The sequence below is a fragment of the Sphingobacterium bambusae genome, assembly GCF_033955345.1.
Classification (GTDB): domain Bacteria; phylum Bacteroidota; class Bacteroidia; order Sphingobacteriales; family Sphingobacteriaceae; genus Sphingobacterium; species Sphingobacterium bambusae.
The window spans coordinates 2,143,950-2,162,148 of the sequence record NZ_CP138332.1 but is presented as its reverse complement, the minus strand read 5'-3'; the positions used below and the strand labels follow the sequence as shown (position 1 = coordinate 2,162,148).

General features: G+C 44.2%; 11 protein-coding genes. 7 read left to right on the top strand and 4 right to left on the bottom strand.

Translation table 11 applies throughout. The annotated features are described in order from the left end of the window. The first annotated feature begins 31 nt into the window (after positions 1-31). The 4 genes from SCB77_RS09075 to SCB77_RS09060 all read left to right on the top strand — a co-directional run bounded on the left by SCB77_RS09075 (position 32) and on the right by SCB77_RS09060 (position 5,770). Positions 32-1,306 carry a TIM barrel protein gene (locus SCB77_RS09075; RefSeq protein ID WP_320186110.1) on the top strand — a complete coding sequence of 425 codons (1,275 nt, stop codon included), beginning with the start codon at positions 32-34 and terminating at the stop codon, positions 1,304-1,306. Between the two features lie 10 nt (positions 1,307-1,316). Further along, entirely contained in the window at positions 1,317-2,672 is a 1,356-nt protein-coding gene (locus SCB77_RS09070; protein WP_320186109.1) for an FGGY-family carbohydrate kinase, read from the top strand. Between the two features lie 254 nt (positions 2,673-2,926). Beyond that, entirely contained in the window at positions 2,927-4,333 is a 1,407-nt protein-coding gene (locus SCB77_RS09065) for a 3-keto-disaccharide hydrolase (RefSeq protein ID WP_380935923.1), read from the top strand. Between the two features lie 21 nt (positions 4,334-4,354). Continuing rightward, positions 4,355-5,770, top strand: coding sequence for a Gfo/Idh/MocA family oxidoreductase (locus SCB77_RS09060; RefSeq protein ID WP_320186107.1), 1,416 nt, complete (start codon positions 4,355-4,357; stop codon positions 5,768-5,770). A gap of 265 nt (positions 5,771-6,035) precedes the next feature. Here the strand turns inward: SCB77_RS09060 and SCB77_RS09055 are convergent, their stop codons facing one another. From SCB77_RS09055 to SCB77_RS09040, 4 genes are all read right to left on the bottom strand, one after another. Continuing rightward, entirely contained in the window at positions 6,036-6,680 is a 645-nt protein-coding gene (locus SCB77_RS09055) for an HAD family hydrolase (protein ID WP_320186106.1), read from the bottom strand. Positions 6,681-7,704: 1,024 nt separating this feature from the next. Beyond that, the gene (locus tag SCB77_RS09050; RefSeq protein ID WP_320186105.1) at positions 7,705-8,520 is read right to left on the bottom strand and encodes a ZIP family metal transporter; all 816 of its coding nucleotides are present in this window, start codon (positions 8,518-8,520) and stop codon (positions 7,705-7,707) included. Between the two features lie 111 nt (positions 8,521-8,631). Beyond that, positions 8,632-9,417 (bottom strand): response regulator transcription factor, encoded by a 786-nt coding sequence (locus tag SCB77_RS09045; protein ID WP_320186104.1) that lies wholly within the window; start codon positions 9,415-9,417, stop codon positions 8,632-8,634. Further along, positions 9,410-12,526 carry a ligand-binding sensor domain-containing protein gene (locus SCB77_RS09040; RefSeq protein WP_320186103.1) on the bottom strand — a complete coding sequence of 1,039 codons (3,117 nt, stop codon included), beginning with the start codon at positions 12,524-12,526 and terminating at the stop codon, positions 9,410-9,412. The genes SCB77_RS09045 and SCB77_RS09040 overlap by 8 nt, the downstream gene beginning before the upstream one ends. Before the next feature lie 98 nt (positions 12,527-12,624). On the opposite strand from SCB77_RS09040, the gene SCB77_RS09035 reads away from it, so the two are divergent. The 3 genes from SCB77_RS09035 (at position 12,625) to SCB77_RS09025 (ending at position 18,198) form a co-directional block, all read left to right on the top strand. After that, positions 12,625-13,749: a family 43 glycosylhydrolase gene (locus tag SCB77_RS09035; protein ID WP_320186102.1), complete on the top strand. Its 1,125-nt coding sequence runs from the start codon at positions 12,625-12,627 to the stop codon at positions 13,747-13,749. Beyond that, complete coding sequence (locus SCB77_RS09030; protein WP_320186101.1) at positions 13,746-14,843, top strand: glycoside hydrolase family 43 protein; 1,098 nt, start codon at positions 13,746-13,748, stop codon at positions 14,841-14,843. The genes SCB77_RS09035 and SCB77_RS09030 overlap by 4 nt, the downstream gene beginning before the upstream one ends. A 181-nt stretch (positions 14,844-15,024) precedes the next feature. Continuing rightward, on the top strand, positions 15,025-18,198 hold the full coding sequence (locus SCB77_RS09025) for a SusC/RagA family TonB-linked outer membrane protein (RefSeq protein ID WP_320186100.1): 3,174 nt from the start codon (positions 15,025-15,027) through the stop codon (positions 18,196-18,198). Position 18,199: the final 1 nt, after the last annotated feature.

The window sequence follows — 18,199 nt, the reverse complement described above, 5'->3', positions numbered from 1 at the left end:
TTTTTTAATTTTTAATTTTTACTTTTTTCAGATGAGAATAGATAAAAGACATATAGAAAAACATAACGAAGGACTCAAAGCTAAACACGAACGCGCTTTCGCCTTTATTGCAGAAGATATTGCCGATGTTGAAGAAGTTATTTCAAAGCTAGAGAAATTTCAAATCGCTATACCAAGCTGGGCCTTGGGCACTGGTGGGACGCGCTTCGGTCGCTTTTCAGGAAAAGGGGAACCGGGCAATTTGGAGCAGAAAATTGAAGACGTAGGCTTATTGCATGCCTTGAACCAGTCTAGCGGAGCGATTTCCTTACATATTCCATGGGACATTCCCCAAGATGCTGAAAAAATTAAGGAGTTGGCAGCATCTTACGGATTGGCATTTGATGCCGTGAATTCCAATACCTTCCAAGATCAGCCTGGGCAGGAGTACAGTTATAAATTTGGATCCTTACATCACGTTGATCCAAAGGTGCGTAAGCAAGCTGTCGACCACAATATCGAGGTGATCAACCACGGTATTGCCTTGGGCTCGAAAGCGCTAACGGTATGGTTGGCTGATGGATCTTCCTTTCCAGGACAGTTGAACTTTCGCGAGGCATTTCAGAATACGCTGGAAAGCTTGAAAGAGATCTACGCGCATCTGCCCGAAGATTGGAAGCTATTTGTGGAATACAAAGCATTTGAACCTAATTTCTACTCGACAACGATTGCCGACTGGGGACAATCGCTACTGCTGGCCAATAAATTGGGGGATAAAGCCTACACCTTAGTGGATTTGGGTCACCATTTGCCAAATGCTAACATTGAGCAGATCGTTTCATTATTGTTGATGGAGGGCAAATTGGCGGGCTTCCACTTCAACGATAGTAAATATGCTGATGACGATTTAACAGCGGGAAGTGTTAAGCCCTATCAGCTATTTTTGATCTTCAACGAACTGGTTGACGGGATGGATGCACGAGGTATCGATCATGCAACAAGTTTGGGATGGATGATCGATGCATCCCACAATTTGAAAGACCCACTGGTTGATTTGTTGCAATCTGTTGATGCTATAAAGATCGCTTACGCGCAAGCACTGTTGGTCGATCGTACGGCTTTGAAGGCTGCGCAACAAAACAATGACGTGGTTGCCGCGCAGGAGATTTTACAACATGCCTACCGGACAGACGTGCGTGCCATTGTCGCAGAAGCACGTCTACGTCGTGGGGCGGCCTTGAACCCTGTAGCGTTGTTCAATGAATTGGATGTTAGAAATAAGCTGGTTGAAGAGCGTGGTGCGCAGTCAGTAGCGACAGGATTATAGTATTTCATTTATGGGGAAAGCACGCATACCGGTTGTCGCCGTTTTCGATGTAGGAAAGACAAACAAGAAACTTTTTTTGTTTGACGAGCACTATAAGATCGTTTTTGAGCGTTCAGCCCGGTTTTTGGAAACGGAGGATGAAGATGGGGATGCCTGTGAAAACTTGGAAAGCCTACGGCTATCCGTTTTCGACTCCCTGCATGAAGTCTTCCGTCGCGATGAATTTGATATTAAAGCCATAAATTTTACATCTTACGGAGCAAGTTTTGTCTATCTAAATGAGAGCGGTCGTCCTTTGACACCGCTCTATAATTACCTCAAAGATTATCCGAGAGATTTGGAGCGTGCTCTGCATGAAGCTTATGGGGGCGTCGCGGAATTTTCTTTGCAGACCGCATCGCCTGCTCTAGGCAGCCTGAACTCTGGCCTGCAGGTTTATCGTATACAACAGCAACAGCCGGATGTCTTTCAGCAGGTGAAATTTGCTGTTCATTTGCCTCAGTATTTGAGCTTCTTGGTGTCGGGGCAGATGTATACGGATATGACCAGTATCGGTTGCCACACCGCATTATGGGATTTTGAACATAATCGCTATCACCAGTGGGTAAGCGATACGGGCATAGCAGAAAAACTGGCACCGATTGTTCGAGGCGACGAGGTTTTCTCTGCCGCTTTCCCAGGAAGCACCTACAAAGTAGGTGTGGGGCTGCACGATAGTTCTTCAGCATTGATTCCCTATCTGCTCAACTTTCATGAGCCTTTCATTTTGATTTCTACAGGAACTTGGTGTATTTCCCTGAACCCTTTTAACGAGGAAGTGCTTACGAAGGAAGAGCTTGAAAAAGATTGTCTTTTTTATATGACTTACGCTGGGACGCCTGTGAAGGCCTCGCGATTGTTTGCTGGCTATGAACATGAGCTGCAGACAAAACGTATTGCGGAACATTTCAATGTTACGACTGCACGTTTTAAAAATGTAGAGATCGATTGGCCTACTGTAGACCATTTAATCGAAGGTCAGGACATCCCCGTTAATTTGGACGCATTCGGTACATTAGATTTAGCAGCTTTTGCCAATTATGAAGAGGCCTATCACGCACTGATGGTTTATTTAGTGTCTGCGCAGGTGGCGTCTACTAGGCTTACGCTATCTCATAAGTCCGTAAAACGTATTTTCGTGGATGGAGGATTTAGTAAGAACAGTATTTTTATGAATCTATTGGCGAGAAGCTTTAAAGACATGGAGGTCTATGCCGCCTCGATGGCTCAAGCGACAGCTATTGGAGCGGCCTTGGTAATCCATAAAGAATGGAATAGTCTTCCCATTCCGAATAATATTATCGAGCTGCGTTATTATCGGGCATAGCAACGCTCTTTCGAGAGATTGTACAAGCGCGCAAATCATCTATTTGCGCGTTTTTTTTATAGAAACGGGCTAAAACGTTTTCGTAGATAACATGTTTTTTACTCGCGTTGCTAGTAAATAATTAATATACTTGTACCGATAGCAAACGCATAATTATAAACCATTATAGATTTTTTCTTGCTTGAAAAAAGGATGTATGGCTGTTGAGGAGCGGGGGGCTAACGATTTTTATAAACACATCAAACTAAATATTCATGATAATGAACTACGTTAATTCGTTCAGAAGATTACTGCCTGCCTGTGGTATGCTCCTATTATTTTGTTTACCGAGCAATAGCCAAGCGCAGTCCGCCAGTTCAAAAAAAGGCTGGAAAGATCTCTTTGATGGCAAAAGCCTACAAGGCTGGAAGTCGGTTGGAGGTAAAGCTCCTTACACCGTAGAAGATGGCGCAATCGTAGGTACCATGACCAAGGGAACCCCGAATTCATTCCTGATTACCGAAAAAGAATATGGTGATTTTATCTTAGAACTGGATATCAAGCTAGAAGGCAACCAAACCAATTCTGGCGTCCAAACACGTAGTCATATCGATGCTTCGGCAAACAATGGGCGCGGGCGCGTCTATGGTCGGCAGGTCGAGATTGATCCTTCGGCAAGAGCATGGAGTGGCGGTATTTATGATGAGGCCCGCCGAGATTGGCTTTATCCCTTGGATCTGAATGAACAGGCGAAAACAGCTTATAAAGCAGATGCGTTCAACCACCTGCGTATCGAGGCCATTGGTGATGAGCTGCGTACTTGGATCAACGGTGTTCCTGTTGCCTATGTGGTGGATACTATTGATGCCAGTGGTTTTATCGGTCTTCAGGTTCACAGCATAGCTGATGCCCAAGATGGCAAGAAAGTGTACTTTAAAAATATCCGTATCCAAACGGAAAACCTAAAGCCCCAAGCTTTTCCTAAAGATGTGTATGTGGTCAATCTTAAACCCAATGACCTCAATTCCGCAGAAAAGAAAGCCGGCTATAAATTATTGTTTAACGGCAGTAGTTCGGATGGTTGGCGTAGCGTGCGTGGTGACGCATTCCCGAGTAAAGGTTGGCAAATTAAAAATGGAGAAATTAAAGTGTTGCGCTCGGATGGAGGCGAGTCTACCAACGGAGGGGATATCATCACTAAAGATCAATATGCAGTATTTGACCTTTCTTTTGAATTTAAGCTAACACCAGGGGCAAACAGTGGGGTGAAGTATTTTGTGACGCTGAAAGAGAAGACATCTGGTTCGGCTATTGGGTTGGAATACCAAGTGTTGGACGATGAAAAACATCCCGATGCGAAATTGGGTAGAGATGGAAACCGTACCTTGGCTTCGCTATATGATTTGATTACCTCAGATCGTAATGCCCGCGCACGGCGCCCTATCGGGCAATGGAACCGTGGAAGGGTTGTCGTTACAGCGGATAATCAGGTGACCCACTACCTTAATGGTGTGAAAATGCTTTCCTACCAGCGCGGTTCACAAGCGTTTAAGGATATCGTCGCAATCAGCAAGTATAAAGATTGGGATAAATTTGGTGAGGCAAGCACCGGACATATTCTGTTGCAGGATCATGGCGATGAAGTGTCGTTCCGCAGTATTAAGGTGAAGAAAGTAAAATAGGGCATCATTAAAATGGAGAAAATGAATCATTATCTATCACGTCGTAGCTTCATCAGCCGTACGGCGATGGCCGGCGGTGCCATGTTGCTGTCTAATAGCTTACTCGGACAGGTGAAATTAGCGGGAGCCAATGAACGCGTTAACCTAGCAGGTATAGGCATTGGTAATCGTGGCGGAGAGATCATTAAAGAGCTGTATAAAACAGGCTTATGTAATATCGTTGCTTTATGTGATGTCGATATGGGTGCAAAGCAAACGCAAGAGTTGATTGCGATGTTCCCTAATGTGCCTCGTTACCAAGATTTCAGAAAGATGTTTGACGAAATGGGGAACCAAATCGATGCGGTGACCGTTGGCACGCCGGATTTTGCCCATTTTGCTATTACCATGATGGCTATGGATCTCGGTAAACATGTGTATGTAGAAAAACCGATGGCGCAAACATTCGGTGAAGTGGAGCTGATGATGCAGAAAGCTAAGAAGTTTCCAAAGGTGGTTACCCAAATGGGAAATCAAGGACACTCCGAAGCAAACTACTTCCAGTTTAAGGCTTGGAAAGATGCCGGGATTATCAAAGACGTTACTCGTATTGACGCGCATATGAATATGCCAAGACGTTGGCATAGCTGGGATACCAATATAAAAGGGTTCCCCGCGGCAGAAACGATTCCAGATACGTTGGATTGGGAACTATGGCAAATGCAAACCCTAGGCCACGATTATAATAAGGATTTTATTAACGGACAGTGGCGTTGCTGGTTTGATTTTGGTATGGGGGCTTTAGGTGATTGGGGAGCACATATTTTGGATACGGCACATGAGTTTCTAGACTTGGGCTTACCTACCGCTGTAGAAGCTGTTTCGTTGGATGGGCATAATTCTTTCTTTTTTCCAATGTCGTCTACGCTAAAATTCCGATTTGCGGCACGCAAGAAAATGCCTGCTTTAGATATCAATTGGTATGATGGTTTGGATAATCTTCCTCCGATTCCGGAAGGTTATGGCGTTTCCGGCCTCGACCCGAATATTCCGCCACCAAGCACCGGTAAAATAGAGCCGGCAAAGCTTAATCCCGGAAAAATAATCTATGGAAAGGATTTAACCTTCAAAGGCGGTTCGCACGCTAGCACGCTACAGATTATCCCAGAGGAGAAGGCAAAAGAAATGGCAAGCAAATTACCCCAAGTGCCACAGACTCCTTCCAATCACTTTGCGAATTTCTTAAAGGCGTGTAAAGGTGAGGAGAAAACGCGCTCTACATTTGCTATCGCTGGTCCGCTAAGTCAAGTATTCTGCTTAGGCGTCATCGCTCAACGGCTCAATGCGAAGCTTGCTTTTGATCCCGTGAAAAAGGAAGTGGTTAACGATAAATTCGCACAAGCCTTGTTGGTTGGCCCACCTCCACGTAAAGGCTGGGAGCAATATTACAAAGTATAGAAAAATAGTTTGTTGAATATAATGTAAATTGGTTGAGAATACGGGATCTTTTTCCCGTATTTTTTTGTTTATAAAAAAATAAAAGGTTTTCAAACGGGGAGAATGAAAACCTTTAGCTAACCAATTATAAACCTAAATTATGATGATACAAATGTCGTTATTTTTTCTGTCTAATCAAGCATCTTAACTAAAATTGTAGACCTTAGTTGACAAAATTTTGACTTTTTCAGTTGTTTTGTCTTTTTTGGAGAATATAATGACGTTTTTAGATAATTTTTAATAGTTGGAATGGCTCATGTACAATGTAATCTGCTCCATTTTCTCGTAGTTCCTCTTCCATACGAAATCCCCAAGTGACCCCGATGGCTTTAACGCCTGCTCGAACAGCTGTTATCATATCTACCGATGAATCGCCCACATAAAAGCAGTTGTCGGAGGCGACGGATAGCGTGTTTAATGTGTCGATGACGATATCAGGGTCGGGTTTCGCTGCTCGGCCTGTACGATGCCCTAAAATTAAGTCGAAACTGATATTTGGGAAGTAGTGCTTTACCAGCGGAACCGTTGCTTCGTGATATTTGTTAGATGCGACACTAAGTAAATAACCCTTCTCTTTTAACGCCGCAAGCAATTCCGGGATACCAATATACGGTTTGGTATGATCCTGAGCATGTTGCTCGTAGTACAGGACAAAATCCGTCTTAACTTTTTCGATGATAGCTGCCTGCCTTTGGCTTTCTGGAAGGGCACGTTCTATTAACGTGTGTATGCCGTTCCCTACAAAATATTTATACGCAGATGTCTCGTGGGAAGGAAAACCATGCAACTCAAGCGCGTAGTTGCAGCAATTTGCTAAGTCCTGCAACGTATCGATCAACGTGCCGTCTAGGTCGAATATTAGAAGTTTCATATAGCTACAAAGCTAGTAAAAGATAAGTGAAATGTCACCCCCACCTATATATGCGACCACTATATTTGTTTAAACAATTATAATAAATCACGCAATAGATGTTAAATATCCTAAAAATAATACAGTTATATTTGCATTTTCATAATTAAATACTATCTTTATAGACTTTGTAGCCGTTTGTGTAATGCGCAGGCTTCAATCCCGTTTTATGGAGGTTATTTGCTGCTCACAAAGCAGTTGGGGAGTATACGTGCGTTTTGGATTGTTCAATCTTTCAGATCTGGGAATTTTCTTTTGGAAAGTAGAGGGCTGTGTTAGTCAGCCTGCTTTTTTCATATATGTTGTTTAGTTATCAAATGAATGCCCAGAAGTTCTCTGACTCCCGTCCGAGGGCTAATGGGCAGGCATTTTGATAAAGCTTCAATTACTCCATTCATCACACTGTGTTCTTTCAATATTTTTTGAAAAATAGTATTTAATATTATACATTTGCACGTGCTATCTTTTGGTGAAAGTATCCTTTTGGCAAAACAAAAGTAACAGAGATATCCAATAGAGAAGAGTAAAAGAGATTATGCTATATAAGTTATTTAAATCAATCAACACCGTGCCTGTTACGTTGAAGCTATTTTGGTTAGTGCTGGTATTGCTAGCTATCGTGGTCTTGCAACTATATCATTTGATAAGCTAATTTCTAGATATTAGCATCTTTCAGGCTATATCGTTGTTGATATAGCTTAAGTATGAGAGCGTTCGCGTGTTCAACCATATTTTAAGAGAGATGCTGCATGTTGTAGATATTGAAAAAGATAGCCTACTGACTATGCACAATTGAAGTTGCTTCGTTAAAATATGTTAAAGGCGAATGCCTGAAACACTAAACCTAATACACCCTCGTTTTATAGATAACAATAGAGTAATTTTTTTCATAAATTAGGTTAGTTAATAATTGGTTAGTAGAAAAAAACCTGAAGTTCTCCGCTTCAGGTTTTTTTTATCTTATCGTTCACTATTGATTTTCGGGCTAACCCAACACAACATCCAAAGTCATCATTACAATGAATCCACCAATGAAGCCCAAGGTAGCTAAATCGGAATTTTTGTTCTGTTGGGCTTCGGGAATAACTTCTTCAACAACAACGAAGATCATCGCTCCAGCAGCAAAAGCAAGGGCATACGGCAAGATCGGGGTGAAAAATCCAACAGCGAGGGCTCCTAATACTGCGGCCATGGGCTCTACGATAGCCGACAGCTGTCCGTAGTAAAAACTCTTACGGCGAGACACACCCATTCCGCGCAGTGGCATAGACACAGCGATGCCCTCTGGGAAATTCTGTAGACCTATACCCATGGCAAGAGCTACCGCTCCTCCGATACTGGCATCCGGCACACCCGCGGCCACGGCGCCAAATAAAACCCCAACAGCCAACCCTTCAGGAATATTGTGTAAGGTGATGGCCAAAACGAGTAATGTGGTTTTTTGCCAGGGCGATTTTACTCCTTCAACCTGTTTGAAATTCACGTGAAAGTGGGGAAGTACTTTATCCAGCGCAAATAGAAAGCCGGCACCCAGTAGAAATCCGATGATGCTTGGAAGAACCTGGAAAAAACCTTCGCCTTCGCTCATGTCTATGGCCGGAATCAAAAGACTCCATATACTGGCTGCTACCATTACTCCTCCGGTGAACCCCAACATCGCATCTAGAAAATTGCGGTTCATCGTTTTGAAGAAAAAAACGAAAGAAGCACCTAGTGCGGTGACAAGCCAGGTGAAAATAGAAGCATAAAATGCAGCAAGTACGGGATTTATGTGCGAAAAGTATGCAATGATTGCTTCCATAAGATAGCGAGACTTCTAGTTTGATTTTAACAAAAATAGTAAGTTAGCCTAGTACGGACAAGTTTATACCCAACTTTCTACAAGAAGAACGACGCATTTACCTAACGTTTATTAAGACGATTGTCTTCGCTGTTCGCTCCACTCCTTTGGGCTGATGCCGAACTGTTTTTGGAAGTTGCGTATAAAATGGGAGGAGGAGCTGAAACCGACCAAGCTAGAAATTTCGTACACTTTGTATTGGCCTTCGTTCAAGTATTCGGCGGCCTTTTTTAGACGTGTCACATTAATGAGTTCGTTTGGGGAGAGGTCAGATAAAGCCTTTATTTTTCGGTACAATGTAGGACGACTCATATTCATTCTGTCTGCTAACAGATCGACACAAAGGGATTGTTCTGTGACGTTGTCTAAAATCAGCAAGTTTAGCTTTTCCAAAAATACGCGATCAGATTTATTGAGTGCGCTGCTCTGAATATGGCTACTCGGCGAGTGGTTGTAGTGCGCGCGGACATGCTGTCTGTTTCGCAATAAGCTGGTAATCTGTGCTTGTAAGAAAGTAGGAGAAAACGGTTTTTCTATGTAGGCGTCTGCGCCGTATTCCAATCCCTCGATCTTTGATTGCAGGCTATTCTTCGCCGTCAACATAATAAAAGGGATATGGCTGAAATGAAGGTTCTCTTTTAGGCGTGTACATAATTCATAACCGTCAATCTTGGGCATCATCACGTCGCTCACAATGAGATCTACCGGATGGTTTTCCAAGCAGGCTAATGCTTGCTCACCATCCGCCGCTTTCAAAACGTAATAGTACTCGCTGAGATCGTCCGCGATAAAATCAAGAATTTCTTGGTGGTCATCAGCTACCAAAATGGTGGGCTTCAGTTGATTTTCGTTAGCCATAGGTTCCTCGTATCGGTATCTTAATTACGAATATATTTAAATTTTCGGAGTTATCTAAATAAAATAACTCACCCCGATGCAGTTCCGCAAAGGAATGGGCTAGCGCCAATCCTAATCCGGAGCCCTCTATTTGATAATGCTCTGACGCACGATGGAAGGGTTTGAAGATATGATCTATTTCCGATTTTGAAAGCAGTCGCCCGTCATTTTTAATTGTTATACAGAAAGAGCTGCCCTGATCGACTAGATTTAAGAGCACGATGATTTGCTGTTCGGCATACTTGCTTGCATTGGTCAAAAGGTTGTCGAGTATCTTCGCCAAGATATCGACATCCACAAGGGCATCAATAACTTCATTGCAATGATAGCTAAGCCTTAACTCCTGTTGGTTGAAGACAGGCTGAAACTCTTGTAGACGTTCCGTAAGCAGATGATTTATGCTTTGCCATCCCAACTTCAAGTTATATTCGCTGCTTTCTATTTGCCTAAAATCCAAGAGTTGGTTGGTAAGTGTAACCAGCTTTTCAGTATTCTGTTGCATGGTTTGCAGTAGCCTCCCTGTTTTGGGATCTTCATGTTCACTATGCATAATACGTTCCAACGGTGCTTTGATTAACGTTAGTGGCGTTTTGATTTCATGGGCTATGCGTGCGAAGAAGTCCATTTTTGTTTTGAACAGTGCGCGTTCGCGATGGCTCTTGATCACCTCCAGTCGACGCCGATTTTTTTCCTTTATTTTCCGGTCGTAAGAACGGAGGATGTAATAGAGAAGAAAGCCGCCCATGAGGACGTAGGTGATCAGCGCAGGTATCGTCGCCCAGATGGGAGGCGAAACCCGTATGTGTAATTTTTTTTCCTCAGATAGCGCTTCTCCGTTTGCATCCACTGCTTTTACCCGAAAGGTGTAGTTACCCGGGGGAATTTTAGTGAAATGTGCCGTGTGGCTGTTGCGTAGAAAGATCCAATCTTTGTCGAATCCTTCCAACATATACATGTATGACGTTGATTGGGAAGAGGAAAAATGTAGCGCAGCAAAATCAATGCTGATGGTCGACTCGTCGTGTTCTAGGTGGATATGATTAAGGTAGGTAACAGACGAGTCGATGGCAGGACCAGTTCCGCCAACGCGGAGGTCGCGCTGTAGCGCCTGTATGCGGGTGATGTAGAGCGGACTGGGTACTTTGCTAGCGCTATTTTCAAAGAGGCTGTCCGGATGGAATTGAATAAGACCCGAAGATGAGCCGAAATAGAGTTGTCCAGTCGGATCCTTAAATGTCGAGTTGTAGTTAAACTGTAGATCCAGAAGCCCAGATTCCTTGTCGTAGACATGCAGACGAAAGTCAGGAAGGTGCATTCTTACCAAACCACGAGTGGTCGATATCCACAGGTTGTGGACATTGTCTTCCTGCATGGCCAAGATGAGGTTGCTGGGCAGGCCATCGGCCTTGGTGAATCGGCGTAAATGCTGTCCCTCTGTGGTCCATAGAGCCAATCCATTTTCCGTTGCAATCCAGAGATGTCCGAAACTATCCTGAAAAATACGATTGACACGATTGCTATTTAGACTCGTTGAATCCTCTTTATGATGGAGATAAACCTTGGTATGCCCTGTTTCACGGTTGATATGGTATAGACCGTCTCGCCAAGTTGCTAGCCATATATTCTCTTTTGAATCTTCGAAGATCGAGGTGTAAAATATATAGTCGGGCGCTTCTCTGATCAGTTGGAATCGATCTTCTCCCGGGAAAAATTCAGTTAGCCCCCGTGCTGTTGCCAGTAGGACGCGGCCTCTTTTTGTGCGGTATATTTGGTAGATAAAGTTATTGCTTAAACCTGCACTGTTCTGCGTGTCAAAATGTTTGATCAACCTATCACTTCGGGTGTCAATTACATCGAGGCCGCGATCAAATGTGCCTACTAAAAGGCTGTCGCCCACTAAGGCCAAACCATGTATATTGGTATGCGATAGTCCGTTTGTTGTGTTAAAGCGGTGGAATACATTTTTGTTCTTATCCCAAGCATAGAGGCCATTATCTTCTGTGCCTATCCATAACTGGTTACGCCTGTCCTGTGTAATTTCCCGAACAGCATGTCCCTGAATCGAACTCACTAGAAAGCGAGGGAAAATTTTATGGAAAATATTGTGCTGCCGATGATAATAATTGAGCCCGCCAAAAAAGGTGCCTACCCATATTCCTCCCTGATGATCTTTGCAGATGGTATACACCGCATTGTCAGACAGTCCCCAAGGGTGATCAGCCTGCTGGCGGAGTAAATTGTGTTGTCCATTGTGACTGTTGTATACGATGACACCGCTTTCTGTCGCTATCCAAAAGGTTGCAGGATCAGCTTGTTGTATGTCGCGAACGAACAGGGGGCTGCCGTCAATAGATGGCAACCGGTGTTTGATGCTGCCATTGGCAGGGTCGAGGGTGTACAGCCCGTGTTTTGAAGTCGCTATCCAAAATTGCTCCCGATCGTCGCGATAGATCTTCTCTATCCATTGTGCGGCAGCATGTGCAATAGGAAGGATAAAGCTAGCGCCCGTTTTTAAGTTTTTTAGCGATTGGTTGCCGCCAACCCACACGTTATCATGCTTATCAAACCCAAAGGCCGAAACCACTTGTTCTCCGACATCTGTCTGTTGTTTCAATTGCCCATTTGTAGGTTGGAAGCAGAAAAGACGATTGTTGGAGATAAACCATACATTCCCAGATCGATCTTCCTCTATCTGCAGTATCTCCCCTTTATTCTCGCCTTTAAATGCGGAAAACAACTCCAAATAAGGATTGTATATATAAATTCCTTGATCGGTACCTACCCAAATGTGGTTGTTCCGATCTACCATCAGGCTATGGATAAAATTGCTGCCTAAGCCGGTATTGCTGTCCGTATCGCTATAAAACTGCTTGAAATTATATCCATCAAAACGATTTAGCCCATCCTTCGTACCAAACCATAAAAATCCGCTTTTGTCTTGTACACTACAAAGAATAGCATTGTTGGATAGCCCATCATCAACCCCAAAATGATTGAAATAGTAGCTTTGTCCACGCCCGACGAGCACGATCAAGAGGATGCCGACAAAGAGTAATAATCGTTTCTGCATGGATGGATAAGGTTTATGCTTGTTATTTTGAGACAAATTAGTGATTTATTGAAATAAATAAGCAATGCTTTGCCAAAATCATTTTACAAATTTGGTGAATGAAAACAAACCTAAGTTTGCTGGGGCGAGGAGATAACCGTCCTCGATTTCCTGTTTTTCCATTATTTTTAGTACTACTGATCAGTCCCTCTTTATGGGGTTGTGTTTCGGGAATCGCCCGGTCACGCTTTTCTGTTGAGGACACGGTATCTATGTATAGAAATCCGGTATTCGAACCGATTTTAGCCGATCCGACCGTTATCCGTGATCAGGCAAGCGGCTTGTTTTATGCCTATGGAACACAAGACGACTGGGGAGACGGAAAAGGGAGTAGGCTGATGCCCATTTTGGAATCTAAAGACTTGGTAAACTGGGAATATATCGGCGAGGTATTTACAAAGAAGCCGAATTGGAAAAAAAATGGCGGATTATGGGCTCCAGATATCAATTTCATCCAAGGTAAATATTACTTATACTACTCCTATTCCTTATGGGGTGATGCCGATCCGGGGATCGGGCTAGCCATCGCTTCAACGCCGAAAGGGCCTTTTGTCGATCAGGGTAAGCTCTTTACGTCAAAAGAGATGGAGGTGCCCAACTCCATCGATCCTTCCTTTTTTGAAGAATCGGGCAAGAACTATCTCATTTGGGGAAGTTTTGGCGAAGGGATTAACCAAGGTATTCACATGATTGGACTTTCGGCCGATGCGACCAAAGCTATGCCAGCAGCAACCAAAATTCAGCTTGCCGCGGGGGACTGGGAGGCTGCCATGTTGCACAAGCGTGATGGCTATTACTATTTCTTCGGATCCAAAGGAAGCTGCTGTGAAGGAGCAAATAGCCAGTACAAAGTTTTGACAGCCCGGTCCAAGACATTGAACGGACCATATCTCGATCGGTCAGGAAAACCCATCACCCAACGCGGAAATGGAACTTTATTGTTAAAGGGCAATGATACCATTGCCGGGCCAGGCCATCACGCAAAAATTATCACCGATGATGATGGCCAATATTGGTTGCTCTACCATGCTATACTAAAAGATAATGACAAGGTGAAGTCAGGTGCCAGCCGCCGCGTGCTGATGCTGGATCGCCTAGTTTGGAAGGATGGATGGCCCAAGTTTGAAGCTAATACACCCAACCTTGACGAGAAGAAAATGCCTCAATTTAAACGTAAACGATGAAATACAACTTGATATTGACATGGTTTGTGGCAGTACTGCAAACGATGATTGCTTGTGGGCAGGCCACACAAACGGATAATCCCTTAGATATTCCCCTAGGGGATCCCTACATCCTGTATGACAAAACATCGGATCAATATTATCTCTATGGAACAGGTGGTACGGAGCATGGTTTTGTAGTGTATTCATCTCCAGATTTGAGCCATTGGAAGAAGCAGGGAGTAGTATATTCCTCGCAGCAGGCAAAAGGCTGGGGCACAAAAGATTTTTGGGCGCCCGAGGTTTATGCACATCAAGGAAAGTACTATCTTTTTTACAGCGCACATTGGAAGGATAATCCAAAAAATGAATTGGAAAATTATCGTATCGGGGTGGCCGTGGCCGATAAGCCTACCGGGCCCTTTGAAGATATGACAGGTAAGCCGCTTTTTGATCCGGGCTATCCCATTATCGATGCCAACGTCTATTTTGCTGAAGATGGCACATGTTACCTTTATTATTCGCGCTGTTGCTACAAGCACCCTGTTCAATCGGAGATAGCAACTTGGGCGAAGGATAAAGGACTATATAAGGAAATTGAGGAAAGCTGGGTATATGGCATAGCGCTGAAACCTGATTTTTCTGGCGTAATCGGTGAACCCGAACTCTTGTTGCGGCCACCGTTGGCGATGGATGATCAACAAGCGGAGTGGGAAAGCCGTTCCGTGACATCGGGCGAGGTAAACCGTCGATGGACTGAAGGATCTTACCTGTTTAAACATAAAGGGCTCTACTACATGATGTACTCCGCGAACCATTTTGCAGGAGAAAACTATGCTGTGGGCTATGCGACAGCGACCCAACCATTGGGCCCATTCAAAAAATCAGCTTTCAACCCTGTTCTGCAAAAAAATACCGATAAGGGTGGTGTTGTCTCTGGAACAGGGCACAACAGTGTATTGATAACCAAAGATGGCCGGCGTCTTTGCGTCTACCATGGACGAACCACAGAAACGGGCGATCAAAGGCTAGTATTCATAGATCCGTTGGAAGTAACGGAAGATGGTCGTTTGCAGGTGAAAGGACCAACTGTCGGACCCGTGGAGACGAAATAACCGCGGATAGGTGTATAAGACCTTCCAAGTGGTGGTATACATAACCTTGGATAAAAATAGGGTTTTGGTTAGCTGATAATGAGACGAATTGTCGATAAATTGATATGATTTGAAAATCTTTTTCCGAAATGGGAGGCTAACTTTGGTTTGTACGATTATAAACATAAACCCAAAACTATCCATGACAATCAATCCGATACAATCGTTGCGCTTCACCTATATGCTGCTTTGCTGCTTGGTAAGTGCATTTGTGCCTGCTGATGCCGTGGCATTGCCCACCGTTGATTATGGACATTTGTTGTTGCAACAACAGGTGCTGAACGGGATCGTTAGAGATGATAAAGGCAATCCGTTACAAGGTGTTACTGTGCAGTCCAAGTCCGATCCTTCTTTAGGTACGACCACGGATCAAGAAGGAAAATTTATGCTGAACCTACCTGCTGGAGAGACTGCCGTTAGTTTGCGATCTGTAGGTTATGTGGCTAAAGAAGTCGGCATCGGTACGGGGCTTTTGGAGGTGACGTTAGAGCCGGACGATTCCAATTTGGAAGAAGTGGTGGTTGTCGGCTATGGCACACAGAAGAAAGAGTCGGTAACGGGTGCTATTTCTACCGTTGGCTCGAAAGATCTTTCGCGATCGGTTGCTACGACGACTTCCGGTGCGTTGGTCGGGAAAATCGCCGGCGTAAATAGCCGAATGCCCGATGGTCGACCAGGAGCGTCGACCAATATCAATATTCGGAATATGGGAAATCCCCTATACGTTATTGATGGTGTACAGAAAGATGCTGGACAATTTAATAATTTGGATTTCAATGATATCGAATCCATATCCGTTTTAAAGGATGCTTCTGCCGCAATCTATGGTGTGCGCGCGGCCAATGGTGTGGTCGTGGTGACGACAAAGAAAGGTTCGCGCGGGGATCAAAACCAGTTTAGTATCAACAGTTACTATGGATGGCAAAACATGTTTCGTTTCCCCGAGCCGGCAAGCGCTTCCACCTACATCAAAAGTTATATACAGTCCGATGCTATACTAGGCGTGGAAAATCCGCAGTTTTCTTTGGACGATCTTGCTAAGTGGGAACAGGGAACCGAAAAGGGCTACCGTCCCTTCGATTGGTACGACTATATCTTGCAAACAAGTCCTCAAAAGTATATTTCTGGAGCGGCTAGTGGTGGGTCAGAGAAGATAAACTACTACCTCAGCGCAGGACATTTGGATCAACAGTCTATTATTCGCAATTATGGAGGCTTTAATAGAACCAATGTACAGCTGAATCTAGAAGCAAACGTTTCTGATCGGTTGAAGATCGGGGGGAACTTAAATGGACGAATAGAAAAAAGGAGGCAGCCTGGCGTACCCGGTCAGGATGATACGTGGCAGGCACTGTTTGCCATCTATCGTAACTTGCCAACTGCTCGACCCTTTGCAAACGATAATCCTTTATACCCAGCTCGTACGGCAGCAAATACGGAGGCCAATTTTGGTATGTTAAATTACGATTTATCTGGCGAATATAAAGAGACTTGGCGCGTGATGCAACTCAACTTCAATGCGGAATATGCACTAACGAAAGACCTGAAATTACGCGGATTGGTGGGGTACTATCTCGCCAATAAATGGATGGACAATCAAGAATTTACGTATAAACTGTATGACTACGACGAGGATACAGACACCTATCCCGTTGTATTTTCAATGGATAATCCTTGGCGTGAACGAGATGTTCGTATGGTCGAGGAATTGAGCTATCAGGCTACCTTGAATTATGCGAAAACCTTTGGTAGGCACAACCTGAATGCCGTCTTGGCAGCAGAAGCCATAGCGAGGGATGAACCCGGTTTTTGGATACATGACCGTCCAGCATCCAATAAGTTGAGCTTACTGTATTTTCAAACCATTGATGATTTTGATGATAAAGGGATTGATACGCAGGCGCGTGCGGGCTTTGCAGCAAGAGTAAATTACGATTATGCTGGTAAGTACCTTTTAGAGGTAGCAGGAAGGTACGATGGTTCTTGGAAATTCCCTCCCGGAAGCCGTTGGGGGCTATTTCCGTCGGTATCTGCAGGATGGCGAGTAACACAGGAAGATTTTATTAAGGACTCTTTCATTGGCCGAACGTTTCAGGACCTCAAGCTGAGAGCCTCCTATGGGGTCTTAGGCGATGATAATTTAGACGATTGGGCTTATTACGCCTTTGGCTTTGTTCCGGGATATACCTATGATCAGGGAGGCGCTACCATCAATGGGCAGTATGTCGTGGGGGCGCAGTCGCGTGGCCTTCCCGTCACGAATCTATCTTGGATTCGTGCAAATAGCTTCGATGTGGGGATCGATTTTACCCTGCTGGGAGGAAAGCTGTCCGGAACGTTAGACTACTTTAATCGTAAGCGTACCGATCTACCTGCATCACGCGAGGACTTACTGATCCCTGCAGAAGCTGGGTTTAGCTTGCCCTATGAAAATTTAAACTCGGATATGCACCGCGGGGTGGACGGAGGTATAACTTGGCGAAGCCAAGTTGGCCATGTTAACTATTTTGTAGGAGGAAATTTTACCTATGCGCGACAGCTTGACGGATTACAATATAAGCCACGGTTTGGTAATGCATGGAATGAATACCGCAATACGATTACCAATCGATATGCCTTTCTAAACTGGGGGTTGCATGCAGTCGGGCAATTTCAAAGTTGGGAAGAGATTGAAAACTATAAAGTGGATAATGATCGTCAAGGGAATACAACCCTTCGCCCTGGTGATATCAAGTATGAGGATGTCAACGGTGACGGCGTTATCAATAGTTTAGACGAACGTCCAATTGGGTATCGTCAAGGCGGACTTCCCTACTTGAATTTTGCGTTTAATCTCGGTGTGCAATATAAAGGTTTTGATATAGCTATGGATTTGACCGGGGCGTCTTTCGCCTCTTATCGCGCGAATTCAGAAGGTATGCTGCCTTTCCATGATGGAGGTAATAACGCCGCATACTACATGGAAAATCAATGGATGCTCAGCGATATCACGGATCCGAATAGTGAGCTTATACCCGGCAGATTTCCAACGCTTATCCGCGGTAATCAGGGGCATAGCAACTATTGGCACAGCGATTTTTGGTTGATGAACATCACCTATCTTAAACTCCGAAATCTTCAAGTGGGCTATACCTTACCATCCAGCCTGACGGGACGATGGGGCTTAAAGAATTTACGGGTTTATTCGATGATGCAGAACCTATTCAGCATCGACAATCTGGGTGAAATGAAGATTGATCCTGAACTCACAGCGGAATCCGGTATTCAGTATCCCACAAATAAAGTAGTCAATCTAGGTTTAACCGTAACTTTTTAAC

Bases quoted from the DNA above. Each gene is read 5' to 3' on its own strand.
- SCB77_RS09070 (WP_320186109.1), top strand. From the start codon at position 1,317: ATGGGGAAAGCACGCATACCGGTTGTCGCCGTTTTCGATGTAGGAAAG.
- SCB77_RS09050 (WP_320186105.1), bottom strand. From the start codon at position 8,520: ATGGAAGCAATCATTGCATACTTTTCGCACATAAATCCCGTACTTGCT.
- SCB77_RS09035 (WP_320186102.1), top strand. From the start codon at position 12,625: ATGAAAACAAACCTAAGTTTGCTGGGGCGAGGAGATAACCGTCCTCGA.
- SCB77_RS09025 (WP_320186100.1), top strand. From the start codon at position 15,025: ATGACAATCAATCCGATACAATCGTTGCGCTTCACCTATATGCTGCTT.
- SCB77_RS09040 (WP_320186103.1), bottom strand. From the start codon at position 12,526: ATGCAGAAACGATTATTACTCTTTGTCGGCATCCTCTTGATCGTGCTC.
- SCB77_RS09075 (WP_320186110.1), top strand. From the start codon at position 32: ATGAGAATAGATAAAAGACATATAGAAAAACATAACGAAGGACTCAAA.
- SCB77_RS09055 (WP_320186106.1), bottom strand. From the start codon at position 6,680: ATGAAACTTCTAATATTCGACCTAGACGGCACGTTGATCGATACGTTG.
- SCB77_RS09045 (WP_320186104.1), bottom strand. From the start codon at position 9,417: ATGGCTAACGAAAATCAACTGAAGCCCACCATTTTGGTAGCTGATGAC.
- SCB77_RS09030 (WP_320186101.1), top strand. From the start codon at position 13,746: ATGAAATACAACTTGATATTGACATGGTTTGTGGCAGTACTGCAAACG.
- SCB77_RS09065 (WP_380935923.1), top strand. From the start codon at position 2,927: ATGATAATGAACTACGTTAATTCGTTCAGAAGATTACTGCCTGCCTGT.
- SCB77_RS09060 (WP_320186107.1), top strand. From the start codon at position 4,355: ATGAATCATTATCTATCACGTCGTAGCTTCATCAGCCGTACGGCGATG.